General features: G+C 63.0%; 15 protein-coding genes. 7 read left to right on the top strand and 8 right to left on the bottom strand.

The features are described 5' to 3' along the window. Positions 1-96: 96 nt before the first annotated feature. Positions 97-723, bottom strand: coding sequence for a LysE family translocator (locus tag JAO85_RS10890; protein WP_039050970.1), 627 nt, complete (start codon positions 721-723; stop codon positions 97-99). A 105-nt stretch (positions 724-828) separates the two neighbouring features. Here JAO85_RS10890 and JAO85_RS10895 point away from each other — a divergent pair, with 105 nt between their 5' ends. Further along, entirely contained in the window at positions 829-1,284 is a 456-nt protein-coding gene (locus JAO85_RS10895) for an Lrp/AsnC family transcriptional regulator (RefSeq protein ID WP_003070362.1), read from the top strand. 167 nt (positions 1,285-1,451) lie between these two features. Here JAO85_RS10895 and azu read toward each other — a convergent pair whose 3' ends face one another. After that, positions 1,452-1,907 carry an azurin gene (gene azu / locus JAO85_RS10900; protein WP_003070364.1) on the bottom strand — a complete coding sequence of 152 codons (456 nt, stop codon included), beginning with the start codon at positions 1,905-1,907 and terminating at the stop codon, positions 1,452-1,454. A gap of 211 nt (positions 1,908-2,118) precedes the next feature. Beyond that, entirely contained in the window at positions 2,119-2,922 is an 804-nt protein-coding gene (locus tag JAO85_RS10905) for an exodeoxyribonuclease III (RefSeq protein WP_202788076.1), read from the bottom strand. Positions 2,923-2,932: 10 nt separating this feature from the next. Here JAO85_RS10905 and pyrE point away from each other — a divergent pair, with 10 nt between their 5' ends. Further along, entirely contained in the window at positions 2,933-3,634 is a 702-nt protein-coding gene (gene pyrE, locus JAO85_RS10910; protein WP_045839220.1) for an orotate phosphoribosyltransferase, read from the top strand. Between the two features lie 8 nt (positions 3,635-3,642). Continuing rightward, entirely contained in the window at positions 3,643-4,314 is a 672-nt protein-coding gene (locus JAO85_RS10915) for a DUF4124 domain-containing protein (protein ID WP_202788077.1), read from the top strand. A gap of 11 nt (positions 4,315-4,325) precedes the next feature. On the opposite strand, the gene JAO85_RS10920 is transcribed toward JAO85_RS10915, so the two are convergent. The 5 genes from JAO85_RS10920 to JAO85_RS10940 all read right to left on the bottom strand — a co-directional run bounded on the left by JAO85_RS10920 (position 4,326) and on the right by JAO85_RS10940 (position 8,044). Beyond that, positions 4,326-4,679: a hypothetical protein gene (locus JAO85_RS10920; RefSeq protein ID WP_003070374.1), complete on the bottom strand. Its 354-nt coding sequence runs from the start codon at positions 4,677-4,679 to the stop codon at positions 4,326-4,328. Between the two features lie 86 nt (positions 4,680-4,765). Beyond that, positions 4,766-4,984 (bottom strand): hypothetical protein, encoded by a 219-nt coding sequence (locus JAO85_RS10925; protein ID WP_003070377.1) that lies wholly within the window; start codon positions 4,982-4,984, stop codon positions 4,766-4,768. A 90-nt stretch (positions 4,985-5,074) separates the two neighbouring features. Beyond that, entirely contained in the window at positions 5,075-6,196 is a 1,122-nt protein-coding gene (locus JAO85_RS10930) for an HPP family protein (RefSeq protein WP_229227851.1), read from the bottom strand. A 134-nt stretch (positions 6,197-6,330) separates the two neighbouring features. Then, positions 6,331-6,906 carry a nitroreductase family protein gene (locus tag JAO85_RS10935; protein WP_237734796.1) on the bottom strand — a complete coding sequence of 192 codons (576 nt, stop codon included), beginning with the start codon at positions 6,904-6,906 and terminating at the stop codon, positions 6,331-6,333. A gap of 100 nt (positions 6,907-7,006) precedes the next feature. After that, the gene (locus tag JAO85_RS10940) at positions 7,007-8,044 is read right to left on the bottom strand and encodes a hypothetical protein (RefSeq protein WP_202788078.1); all 1,038 of its coding nucleotides are present in this window, start codon (positions 8,042-8,044) and stop codon (positions 7,007-7,009) included. 276 nt (positions 8,045-8,320) lie between these two features. Between JAO85_RS10940 and serA the strand changes: the two genes are divergently transcribed. The 4 genes from serA (at position 8,321) to JAO85_RS10960 (ending at position 12,990) form a co-directional block, all read left to right on the top strand. Beyond that, entirely contained in the window at positions 8,321-9,550 is a 1,230-nt protein-coding gene (gene serA / locus JAO85_RS10945; RefSeq protein WP_034357918.1) for a phosphoglycerate dehydrogenase, read from the top strand. A gap of 158 nt (positions 9,551-9,708) precedes the next feature. Next, the gene (locus JAO85_RS10950) at positions 9,709-11,709 is read left to right on the top strand and encodes an OPT family oligopeptide transporter (protein WP_202788079.1); all 2,001 of its coding nucleotides are present in this window, start codon (positions 9,709-9,711) and stop codon (positions 11,707-11,709) included. Next, complete coding sequence (locus JAO85_RS10955) at positions 11,706-12,530, top strand: hypothetical protein (RefSeq protein WP_202788080.1); 825 nt, start codon at positions 11,706-11,708, stop codon at positions 12,528-12,530. Before JAO85_RS10950 ends, JAO85_RS10955 begins: the two co-directional genes overlap by 4 nt. A 121-nt stretch (positions 12,531-12,651) precedes the next feature. After that, complete coding sequence (locus JAO85_RS10960; protein ID WP_202788081.1) at positions 12,652-12,990, top strand: YegP family protein; 339 nt, start codon at positions 12,652-12,654, stop codon at positions 12,988-12,990. Positions 12,991-13,020: the final 30 nt, after the last annotated feature.

The raw sequence follows: 13,020 nt of genomic DNA on the forward strand, positions 1-13,020 counted from the left end.
CGCCTTGCTTTGCAATGCGGGAGCCCGGTGTCCCGGGTTGTGGCATATGCCTATTCTTGAAATGCCTGCGGTTTTCGGCCGCAGGCATTTTTGCTGTCAGAGATGCTGAACGGCGATCTCGCCCAGCAGCACGGCGGCAATCACCAGCATCAGCGTGCCCGACAGGCGCGAGACGGCAAGCGCGGCGGCGGGGCGCGAGCGCAGCACGCTTTGCGAGCCCCAGCCCACGCCGAAGTAGACCACGGCGCAACTGGCCGCATGGACGGCGCCCAGGGCCATGATCTGCGCAAACACCGGCCAGCCCTCGGCAGGCCGCACAAACTGCGGCAGCAGGGCCAGCAACAGCAACAGCTGCTTGGGGTTGAGGCCGCTGACGCTGGCACCCTTGATCGTCCAGTGCCAGCGCGTGCCGCTCTCGGCATCGCCGGCGCTGCCTATGGCTGCCGGGCTGCGCCACAGTCCCACGCCCATCCAGGCCAGGTACAGCGCGCCGGTGGCCGTCAAGGCGGTCAGCAGGGCCGGGTTGCGCGCCACCAGGGCGCCAACGCCTGCCGCCACGGCCAGCGTGGCCAGCAGCGCACCGCAGGCCAGGCCCAGCGTGGCGGGCAGCACCAGCCGTCTGCCGCGCAGACCGGCCGAGATCACATAGGCCCAGTCGGCCCCGGGCGTGAGCACCAGCAGAAAGGAGACGGCCCAGAAGGCGGTCAAGGCGGCGTAGGACACGAAATTCCCTCGAAAAGCGTTGATGCCGAGAGAATATGGAAGAGGAGAGAGAATGTGCTCTCAATATTCGCCGCCGATCGGCTTGAAATTGGAAGAAACTGCCTCGTGAACTCGCTGGATCGAAAAATTCTTGCTGCGCTCGAAAACAATGGCCGCCTCACGGTGACCGAGCTGGCCGAGCAGGTGGGCCTGAGCCTGTCGCCCTGCCACCGGCGTGTGCGTGCGCTGGAAGAATCGGGCGTGATTCGCGGCTACCGCGCCGAGCTGGACCCCGCGGCGCTGGGGCTGGATTTCTCGTCCCTGGTCTTTGTCACGCTCAAGGACAGCAAGTCCGTGCCTGCGTTCGAGGACGCCGTGGCCCGGCTCGACAATGTGGTGCAGGCCCAGCGCCTGTTCGGTGATCCCGACTATCTGCTGCAGGTCGTGGTGCGCGATCTGCCTGCCTACCAGCGGCTTTATGACGAGCAGCTGACCCGGCTGCCCGGCGTGCTGCGCATGACTTCCACGCTGGTGATGAAGCATGTGGTGAGCAACAGACCGCTGACTTCGGCGATGGAATAAGCCATGAAAAAGCGCCTGTGACGCGAATCACAGGCGCTTTGATGTAGCCGATTTTGCTCCTGATTTCAGAGCTTATGGCGCTTGCTTATCAATGTTTTTCAGTTTAAATAACTTCAAAACTTATATGAGGAAAGCGCTGCAAGCTCCTGAATCGGGAGCTTCGGAACTCAGGAGCCCAGCTTGAGCGAGCCCTTCATGAGGGCCGAGTGACCGGGGAAGGAACAGAAGAAGGCATAGTCAGTGCCAGCCTTGAGCTTGCTCGCATCGATGTCGAACTTGGTAGTCTCGCCGCCACCGATCACCTTGGAGTGAGCCAGCACGCGTGCATCGCCGGCCTTCACATAGTCGGCGCCAGCACCAGCGGCCATGCCGTCGGTGATCACGGCCTGCATGTCGGCAGCGGTGCTGACCACGATGTTGTGGCCCATTGCGGTCTTGGGCATCTTGCCCACATGCTTGAGAGTCACGCTGAACTTCTTGCAGGACTTGGGCACATCGATGCTTTTGACATTGAACTGCATGGCATCGTTGCTTTCAACGACGGCTTCGCAGCCTGCCGCCATGGCGGGTGCGCTCAGGGCACCGACTGCACACAGGGCCAGGGTCATCAGGATCTTCTTCATTGGCTATTCCTTTTCCTAAAAGCGAAACGGGAACCGCTGTGGCCTTGTCGCCCTCCAGGTTCCGCAGTTCATTCTTTCGGAAACCTGCCCAGCCGGCTCAGTACAACTCATGCTCGCATGGGTTGTACTGTTGCACCTTGCGCTAACTCAATTCGCCGAGCATGCGTGCGTTCACTGCCTTGCAGGTCGCTGCCGGCGTTGCTTGCGCGCTTCAGATCGCCATGTCGTAACCAATGGTGATGGGCGCGTGGTCCGAGAACTTCTCGCCCTTGTAGATGGACTCGGTGCGGGCCAGGGCCGCGATCGCCGGTGTGGCCAGGTGGTAGTCCAGACGCCATCCCACGTTGTTGGCATAGGCCTGGCCCCGATTGCTCCACCATGTATAGCAGGCATCCGTGGTGTCGGGCTGAAGCTGACGATAGACGTCGACCAGACCGCCGCCGGCCTCGGTCTTGTGCAGCAACTTGCTCATCCAGTCGCGCTCTTCGGGCAGGAAGCCGCTGTTTTTCTGGTTGCCGCGCCAGTTCTTCAGGTCTTCCTTCTGGTGCGCGATATTGATATCGCCGCAGAGCACGAAGTCGCGCTCTGCCTTGAGGTGCATCAGGTGGCTGTGCATCTTGGCGAGAAAGCGGAACTTGGCCTCCTGGCGCAACTCGCCCGAACTGCCGCTGGGAAAGTAGGCGCTGATGATGGAGAACTTGCGGCCGGGCGTGTCGAAGCGGGTTTCGACATAGCGGCCCTCGGCGTCGAACTCGTCGATATCGAAGCCGACGACCACATCGCTGGGCTCGTGGCGGGTGTAGACGCCCACGCCCGAGTAGCCTTTTTTCTCGGCAAAGTGGAAATAGCCCTTCATGCCGGCCAACACCTCGAAGCGCCCGGCCATATCCGAAGCCTGGGCCTTGATTTCCTGGACGCAAATACAATCCGGCGCAGTGGCTTCGATCCAGGCTTCGGCGCCTTTGGTCGTGGCAGAGCGGATACCGTTGAGGTTGAGGCTGGTTAATTTGAACAAGGATGAATCCATGGTGGTGAGTGAGAAGCCAATGGGCGGTGCAGACCGTCTGGCGCAGGATTTTGTGCAGTTTGCCGTCGATGCGGGCGTGCTGCGTTTTGGCGAATTCAAGACCAAGGCCGGGCGCATCAGCCCGTACTTCTTCAATGCCGGCCTGTTCGACGATGGCGCCAAGATGGCCCGTCTGTCCGAATTCTATGCAAAAGCCATTCTGGCCAGCGGCATGGAGTTTGATATGGTCTTCGGGCCTGCCTACAAGGGCATCCCTTTGGCAGCCACGGTGGCGGTGGAACTGGCACGCCAGGGCAAGAACGTACCCTTTGCCTACAACCGCAAGGAAGCCAAGGACCACGGCGAAGGCGGTACTTTGGTGGGCGCTCCCCTCAAGGGCCGCGTGCTCATCATTGACGACGTGATGTCGGCCGGTACGGCCGCGCGCGAGTCGATTGCTATCATCAAGGCGGCCGGTGCCGAGCCGCATGCCGTGGCCATCGCTCTGGATCGCCAGGAAATGGCGACGGAGAATGGCCAGGACGTGCCGCACAGCGCCGTGCAATATGTGCGCAATCAGCTGGGCATGCAGGTCTGTGCGATTGCCAAGCTGGCAGATCTGTTGCTTTATCTCGAGCAGCAGGGCGGGGATGCCGGCCGCGAGCATCATGAGCGCGTGCTGGCCTACCGTCAGCGTTATGGTGTTGAAGACAAGGAATAAACACGCAAATGAAGCAGGCCTTGCATGCAAAACTGAGTTTGTATGTGATAGCTACCGTCTGGGCAGGCGCCATGCCGGCTCAAGCCCAGGCCCCAGCCAATAGCGGCGGTATCTACGCCTGCACGGATGCCAATGGGCGGCGCATCACGGCCGACAGACCTATTGCCTCCTGCGTCGATCGCGAGCAGCGTGTGCTTGGTTCCACGGGCGTCGAGTTGCGCCGCGTGGGCCCCACGCTGACCGATCAGGAGCGCAGTGCACAGGAGGCCAAGCGCCGCCAGGACCAGGCCGATCAGCAACGCCTGCGTGAGGAGCGCTCGCGTGACCGTGCCATGCTGGCGCGCTTCCCCAATCAGGGCGTGCATGACGCCGCCAGAGCCGAGGCGATTGCCCAGGTCAACGATGTGATCGGCGTGGCCCAGCAGCGCCAGGTCGATCTCAAGGAACGCCGCCGCAAGCTCAATACCGAGCTGGAGTTCTATCAGAACGACCCGAAGAAGGCTCCCGCCAATCTGCGCCGTCAGCTGGACGACAACACGGAATCTCAGGCCGAGCAGCAGCGCTTCATCAAGCAGCAGGAAGAGGAAAAGCAGCGCATCAACCAGCGCTTCGATGCCGAGCTGCAGCAGCTGCGCAAGCTATGGGCTGATCTGCAGCCGGCCGCAACGCGCTCGCACTGACGGTTGTGCCTTCAGTCTTCGTGGCCGTCTTTGTGCATGGCCATGACTCGACCCAGCAGCAGGGTCGCAATCCAGGCCACTCCAGCGATGATCAAGGGCATCTGCACCAGCAACGGTGCCTGAGCCATGAGCATCAGCGCATCGGCTTGCCACAGCGCCCCATAACCCTTGAACAAGCCATAGGCCAGCCATAGCAGCAGGCCTGCGCTGGCAATGGCGGCCATGCTGCGCATATTGCGGCCGTCACGGCTGCCTGCGGGGATGCGAAGGGCGGTACGCCATAGCCAGCCCACGGCGGCCAGTACCAGCAGCACGCAGGCCGCAACGGACAGCGGCATCCACAACGAAAGAGGAATCAGCGACATGGCGCCGCACTTTAGCCCAGTTGATCCCTGGATGAAAAAGAAAATACCCACCGAAGTGGGCATGCATGAAGGGGCTTGTCAGCGGCTCAGTTTGCGCGCCAGACCACATGGTGGCCCGGCACGGACTGAATGCCCAGCACGGTGGCGTGGTGGGCGAGCAGCTCTTCGAAGGTCTTGGTGATTTCGCTGCTGGCAGTGCTGCCTTCATATTCCGTGGCCACCTGTGTCGCGGTAAAGGAACTGGCTCCAAAGCTTTGCACGATGTTGCGCAGCTTGTCGAGGTTGGGGGTGAACACGGCGTCCATGGCAGCAACTCCTTTTCGGGCAATCAAACCAGTACTGCCCATAGTTTATCCAGCAGCCCGTGTCAGGCAAGAGGGCCTTTGCCCGCATGGCTATTGATTGATGGAGAGCAAGGTGCGAATCACGTCGGAGCGCGTGATGACCCCGACCAGGGTTTTGCCGCGCAGCACGGCAATGAACTGAACGCTGTGCGATGCCAGCTCGTGCAGCAGATCGCCCATGGGTGTGTCTTCCTGCACGCTCATCTCTGGTGCGCGCATCAGTTCCTGGGCTACGGACTGCACTTTGGATGGCCTGCTGCGCAGTCGCTGCCAGAGGTTTTGCTGCTGGCGCGCGCGGTGATCCTGCCAGAGCCAGTCGAACAGGTCGGCGCGCAGCACGCGGCCAATCAGCTCACCTTGCGCATCGACCACGGGAAGGCTTTTGATCAGATGGCGGTGAAACAGCTCGGCGACCTCTTCGAGCGGAGTCTGCGGGCTGACGGTCAGGAGCTTGGCGGACATGACGGTGCCGCAGTTCACGCTGGACAGCCGGCGCTTGATGGCTTCCTCCTCGGCGGCGGCCAGCAGCTCGCCCAGGTCCTCGGGTGTCAGGTTGTAGCTTTGCTCGAAGCGTTGCAACAACTGCTCCAGATCCTGCTCGCTCAGCGCCAGGCGCGTGGTGGGGCGCAGGGTCTTGGCCGCCTGGGGCGGCTGGTGCAGGTAGGGACGGCCGCAGGCACGATGGTAGAGCACGCCGACTGCAGCAAGAACGCCTGAGAGCACGGCCATGGGAATCAGCAGATGCCAGCCCAGCGGCGCCATCTGGGCCGCCGCCAGTACCGTCAGCAAGGCCACGGCGCCACCCGGTGGGTGCAGGGCACGCAGCAGCAGCATCAGGGCAATGGCTCCTGCCACGGCCAGCGCGGCCAGCGAGGTCTGGGACAGCGTGGGAAACGCCCAGAGCAGCAGCAAGGTATAGAGAGCAGGCACGGTGTTGCCGACGACACAGTTCCAGGGCTGGGCCAGCGGGCTGCTGGGCACGGCGAACACCAGCACGGCCGTGGCGCCCAGCGGTGCGAACAGAAACAGGGTGTTGGGAAAGAAATGCTCGACCAGCCCCACCAGAATGCCGGCCAGAGCCAGGCCCAGGCCTGCGCCAATGCTGGCGCGGATCAGCTCTTTCCAAGAAGGGCGCGAGGCCACCGGCCCCAGGCGCTGCCACATTGTTTGCATGACGGACATAGGCTCAGGCTGCGGGGCGCAAATTTGATAGCTGCTCCCGCAATGTTGTATTGATTAATGCGGCAATTCTGTCAAAAAAAGCTCCACAGGGTGAGCTGTGGAGCTTTGGCGGGATTGGCTCCGCTTCAGGCGGTTGCGGCGGCCTGAACGGCTCCGGCACTCAGCATTTCGGCCAGCGGCTTGCGGCCCGAGGGCTGCTCGCGCTCGCGCAGATCGTCGGGCAGCGTGGCAGCATCGGCGCGGCGGCCCACGGCGATCACGCATTCGGGCACCAGATGCTCGGGCAGGTTCAGCACCTTGCGGGCTTCATCGGCAGAGAAGCCGCCCATGGCGTGCGTGGCCAGACCCATGGCATGGGCCTGCAGCGCCAGATAGCCCCAGGCGCAGCCCGCATCGAAGCTGTGCTTGGCGGCGGAAGCCTGCCTGTCCGACAGCAGCACGATCAGCGCGCTGCCATTCAGGCACCAGCGGCGGTTGGCTTCGTTGGGGATCTGCGAGAACGCCTGCCAGTTCGCGTCGTCACGCAGGGCGTAGGCAAAGTGCCAGGGCTGCTTGTTGCTGGCCGAAGGCGCCCAGCGGGCGGCTTCCACCAGTTGCTCGATCTGGGCAGCGCTCAGTGCTTCAGGCACAAAGGCGCGCGGCGACATGCGCTCGACGAATTGCGCGTGGACGGGGACGGTACTGCTACGGGTGGTGCTCATGGTGATATCGCTGAACTGAAAAGAAAAGGGCCCGCCTGCTGTACAGCGGCGGGCCCGAAACCATAGCGCAAGCTCCGGCCTTTGTGCCGGAGCCGGGAGATCAGGACTTTTGACCCGATTGCGCGCCGATGCCGCGCAGATGGCGCTCCATGCGGAACATCACCAGCGCCATCATCACCATCACCAGGCAGGAAATCAGCAGCGTGGCAAAAGCCGTGTCCATGCCCAGAAACTCCCACTTTTCCTCATCGGGGTTGTCGCCGCGCAGCTTGGCGGCCGTGCGGTCGAACGACAGTGTGTAGTTGGTCAGCAAGGTGTTGACGATCTGCGGAGCGGACTGCTGCTGCAGCTTCTTGGCCAGGCTTTCGTTGCCCAGCACCTTCTCCAGCGCCACGGGCAGCCCCTTGATGTAGGCGGCGTATGAACCCTCGCCATGCTCCATCTCGGCTGCCTGGGCACGGTCGTTGATTTCGGAGGCCAGGTTCACCGGATCCATCAGCATGGCGTCTTCGCCCGAAGCCTCGGCGGCTGCCGCAATCGCTGCATCGGCTGCAGCATCTGCGGCGGCACGTGCCATGCGGTCCTCGCGGGTCAGCGAGATGCGGCGAGCCGTCCAGGCGGCATCCACCTCGGCAGCGGCCGCGTCGGCAGCCTCCTTGTCGCAGCAGGAGTTTTCACGTGCCTCGCGCATCTTGATCTGGCGGTTGATATCGTCGGCCGAGGGCAGGGCATCGCCCTTGAGCAGGGGGTGGATGGGATCCAGGCCCTGGCTGCTGTTTTCCGTTTCTACGCGTTTGCGCGCAGCCGTGTCTCGGTAGATGAAGCCACGCAGCAGGCCGTCGGCCTTGCGGAAATCAGGACGCAGGGCAGGGTCGGCCAGACGCTTTTCCATAGGCACGGCGTTGCCGAGGACGCTCAGGTCGCGGCCGGTCTCTTCTTCCATGTACTTGAGGTCGTAGGGCGCATCCTTCCAGTTCAGCGCCGTTGCGCCGGCAGTGGCGATATCGGGCTTCTTGGGCTTGTAGTGGTCCCAGATCCAGTGGCCCATGCCAAACAGCACAAAGATGGAAAAGGCGAGCAAGACAAGACGCAGAACTTGAATCAGCAAATCTTCTGCGCGGCGCAAGAGGGTCAGCATAGGCAGCAAATCCTTGTAAAAAGCTTGAGTGGTCTGCACTTTCAACTATGAAATTGGAAGCGCGTGAATGATCGCGATTGTAGGAAGCGAATCGGAAAGTCGTAATTTGTTACAGCTGAGTCGACACATGCACGCTTCCGTCCCGCCCAGTGCTTGTTTTTGGGCCAGGGACGCCGGTGCGGCTCCTCTTCACTTCACGAAGGAGCGATGCACCCAGATCCTGTAACGGAATTACGAAACCGCTGTAATGGAGTTTTGATGGATCGAGGCTGGATCATGGGTAAGACGTCGCTGGATAAATCGAAGATCAAGTTTTTGCTGCTCGAGGGCATACATCCCTCCGCGCTCAAGGTGCTGCATGACGCGGGCTACACCAATGTGGAGGCACTGACCGGCGCGCTGGACGGCGAGGAGCTCAAGCGCAAGATTGCCGATGTGCACTTTGTCGGCATCCGCTCGCGCACCCAGCTCACGGCCGATGTGTTCGCGGCCGCGCAGAAGCTGGTGGCCGTGGGCTGCTTTTGCATCGGCACCAACCAGGTGGATCTCAACGCAGCGCGCGAGCGCGGTGTGGTGGTCTTCAACGCGCCTTACTCCAATACCCGTTCGGTGGCGGAGCTGGTGCTGGGCGAAGCCATTTTGCTGCTGCGCGGCATCCCCGAAAAGAATGCCGTCTCCCACCGCGGCGGCTGGAAGAAGAGCGCGGAGAATTCCTTCGAGATCCGCGGCAAGACGCTGGGCATCGTCGGCTATGGCTCCATCGGCACCCAGCTGTCGGTGCTGGCCGAAGGCCTGGGCATGAAGGTCATCTTCCACGACGTGGTGACCAAGCTGCCGCTGGGCAATGCCCAGCAGAGCAGCGGTCTCAACGAGCTGCTGGCCCAGTCCGACATCGTCACCCTGCATGTGCCCGAGCTGGCCTCCACCAACGGCATGATGGGAGCGGCGCAGATTGCCGCCATGAAGCCCGGCAGCATTCTCATCAATGCATCGCGCGGCACGGTGGTCGATATCGAGGCGCTGGCGGAGTCGCTGCAAAGCGGCAAGCTGCTGGGCGCGGCCATCGACGTCTTCCCCAAGGAGCCCAAGAGCAACAAGGACGAATTCCTGTCGCCGCTGCGCGGCATGGACAATGTCATCCTCACGCCGCATATCGGCGGCTCCACCATGGAGGCGCAGGCCAATATCGGTCTGGAAGTGGCGGAAAAGCTGGTCAAGTACAGCGACAACGGCACGACCACATCGGCCGTCAACTTCCCCGAAGTGGCGCTGCCCGAGCACCCCGGCAACAACCGCATCCTGCATGTGCACGAGAATCGCCCCGGCATTCTCTCTGCCATCAACCAGGTGTTTGCCGACAACGGCATCAATATCGCCGGTCAGTACCTGCGTACCGATGAAAAAGTGGGCTATGTGGTGATCGATATCGATGCCAAGTCCTCGGCGCTGGCGCTGGAAAAGCTCGCGCAGATTGCGGGCACCATCCGCTGCCGCGTGCTGTTCTGAAGCCTTGGCCTCTGAACGGAAAAGGAGACCTTGGTCTCCTTTTTTCATGGACCGGCCATTGGCGATGCCAGGAGCTGGCCCGAAGGGCGCGCGACGGACATGGTGTTGCGCGCCGCTGATGCTAGGCTTGTGCCGTTACAGACCCTCCCGCTTGCACAATGAATACACCAATCAAGAGAGAGTTCACCTTTCGTGGCGTGCTGCTTGGCGCGCTCATCACCCTGGCGTTCACCGCCGCCAACGTCTATCTGGGGCTCAAGGTCGGGTTGACCTTTGCCTCGGCGATTCCCGCTGCCGTGATCTCCATGGCGCTGCTCTATCGCTTCAAGGATTCCAACATCCTTGAAAACAATCTGGTGCAGACCCAGGCCTCCGCGGCCGGCACCTTGTCTTCGGTCATCTTTGTGCTGCCGGCATTGCTCATGCTGGGGCTGTGGACGGGTTTCCCGTTCTGGCAGACGGCATTGATCTGCGCGGCCGGCGGCACGCTGGGCGTGCTCTACACCGTGCCCCTGCGCCGCGTGCTGGTGGTGCAGTCCGAGCTGCCCTATCCCGAGGGCGTGGCCGCTGCCGAGGTGTTGCGCGTAGGCGATGAGCAGCGCCATCTTCACGATCCGGAGAACCTGGGCAAACCGCGTAGTTCGGGCTTGCGCGAGCTGGGTTGGGGCACGGGGCTGGCCGCGCTGTTCGGCTTTCTCAGCGGCGGTCTGCGTCTGCTTGGCGATGCCTTCAATTTCTGGATTCCCGCAGGCAGCGTGGCCTTTCGCGTGGCGGCAGGCTTTTCGCCCGCACTGCTGGCTGCCGGCTATCTGATGGGGGCGGCCGCAGGCATTGCCGTGCTTGCGGGGCTGGCGCTGTGCTGGGGCGTGGTCGTGCCCTGGCTGACGGCCCAGGCGTCTCCTGCGGCCGGCCAGGCGCTCTCCGAGCTGTCCACCCTGCTCTGGGGCAGCAAGGCCCGCTTTCTGGGGGCGGGCGTCATCGGCATCTCGGCGCTGTGGACCGTGGCCACGCTGGCCAAGCCCATTGTCCAGGCGATTCGCAACCAGCCTGCACGCAGCGTTGCCGAGGGGGCCGGCGGCGACGAAACCGACAAGGACATGCCGCGCAGCTGGATGCTGGCGATAGGTGCCGCCGCCCTGGGCGTGCTGTTCCTGGTGGTCAATGACTTCATCGCCGGGCATATGCCCGATCTGGCCGCTGGCGCACGCTACGGCCTGGCGGCCTTGTGCGTGCTGTTCGCGGCCCTGTTCGGCTTTCTGGTGGCGGCGGCCTGCGGCTATATGGCCGGTCTGGTGGGCTCGTCGGCCAGTCCCATCTCGGGCATCGGCATCATCGCCACCCTGCTCATGGGCGTGGCCCTGCTGGCGCTGCATGCCCTGGTGCCGGCCTATGCCAGCGCCGTCGCGGGGCAGATGGGCATTGCGCTGGTGCTGTTCATGGTTTCGGCCGTTCTGGCCATGGCTGCGATCTCCAACGACAACCTGCAGGATCTCAAGACCGGCTATCTGGTGGGGGCCACGCCCTGGCGTCAGCAGATCGTGCTCATCATCGGCTGTCTGGTGGGGGCGCTGGTCATACCGCCCGTGCTGGATCTGCTCTACAACGCCTACGGTTTTGCCGGCAGCATGCCGCGTGCCGGCATGGACCCGAATCAGGCCCTGGCCGCGCCACAGGCCACGCTGATGATGCAGATTGCCAGCGGCATCTTCAAGGGCTCGCTGGACTGGAGCATGCTGGGTCTGGGCGTGGCCGTGGGCATTGCCGTCATCCTGATCGATCTGACCCTGCGCAAGAGCGGCAAGGGCGCGCTGCCGCCGCTGGCCGTGGGCCTGGGCATCTATCTGCCGCCCACCATAGGCTTGACGCTGACCATAGGCGCGGTGCTGGGCTGGTGCATTGCCAGAGCCATCAAGGCCTATGCGCAGCGCGGCGGCAAGGACTGGACGGCGGCGGCCGAGGAGCGAGGCCTGCTGCTGGCCTCCGGCTTGATCGTGGGCGAGAGCCTGATGGGCCTGCTGATTGCGGCACTCATAGGCTTCAGCGGCAAGGATGCACCGCTGGCCCTGGTGGGCGAAGGCTTTGCGCCCGCCATGTGGCTGGGCCTGGCCTATTTCGTGGGCCTGTGTGTGTTCTTTTATCGCCGGGTGCTGCGCAAATGAAGACAGGAAGATTCGACGGGGAACAGGCCGAATACCGCCAGGGCAACTTCGGATTCGCCCATGAATGGCTGCAGGAGTTCAAGACGCTGGACGAGGTGCTGGAGCGGCTGGACGCGCTGCGTGCCGCCGACCCTGCACATCGCTATCTGTGCACGCTGGACGATGTGAGTCAGTGCAGCTACACCAGCGGCCATGCGAGCCAGGATGAGCGCCTGTATCTGGACAGTCCCGACGACATGGACTGGGAGGACCCGGCGCAGGAGCAGGCCCTGACGCTGGCTTCGCTGCAGCACCGCGTGGCGCAGCTGCAGCGGCCCGAGCTGGTGCAGGACTGGGCGCAGGTCTGCGGCACGCTGCTACTGGCTGCGGAGGACGTGGATGCCCTGCTGCAGGCCAACCGCAGTCCCGAGGTGCTGCTCGACGAGGTGGTCTATGTCCAGCGTCTGCCCGTGCACGACGACGAGCTCATGATTGCGGGCCAGCCGAACGGCTATTTCAGCGCGGACTGGGACAGCTTCCAGAACCACGCCGTCATCCGTCATCTTGCGGCGCAATATGGTTATCGTTTCTTCGGCATGGGAGCCGCCTGGATGGGATTTGTGCGCGCCAGCTTGCCCGATGCGGTGCTGATCGATCGGCTGATAGAGGATTTGCGCATGCTCTACGGTCAGGGGCAGGATGAGGTGCGGGAACATGCGGGCTGGGCGCAGCTGGCGTCCGTGCTGCTATCACGGCGCACGCTGATGCTCGGCTATGCCGAGGGCTTGGCAGAAGGCCTGGGGCTTGATCAGCCGTCTTCTGAAAACACCATGAAAAGCTGACAGGGCTGGATTCATCAACGCCGGAGCCGGCCGTGAGATGTCCGGTTTCAGCGGTGATGGTTTTATAGTGTGCGGGCTACCCCCGCGGCGCAGGCCGCTTTTTGCAATCAAGGAGAAACCGATGGCAGGTCATTTCGAGTTGAGCAAGAGCAGCGATGGGCAGTTCCGGTTTGTGCTGAAGGCCGGCAATGGCGAGATCATCCTCACCAGCGAGCTGTACAAGGCACGGGCGGCGGCCGAGAGCGGCATTGCCTCGGTGCAGACCAACAGCCCGCTGGCCGAGCGCTATGAGAAAAAGACAGCCAGCAACGGCAAGGAGCATTTCAACCTCAAGGCGGCCAACCATCAGGTTATCGGCACAAGCCAGCTCTATGCCTCGGCAGCCTCGCGCGATGCGGGCATTGAGTCCGTCAGGCAAAACGGCGCGACGACGGTCGTCAAGGATTTGACTGGCACTTAACGCATCGCCGGACAGCACCTGCTGGGAGCG

The sequence above is a fragment of the Comamonas sp. NyZ500 genome, from assembly GCF_016772095.1.
GTDB classification, from domain to species: Bacteria; Pseudomonadota; Gammaproteobacteria; order Burkholderiales; family Burkholderiaceae_C; genus Comamonas; species Comamonas thiooxydans.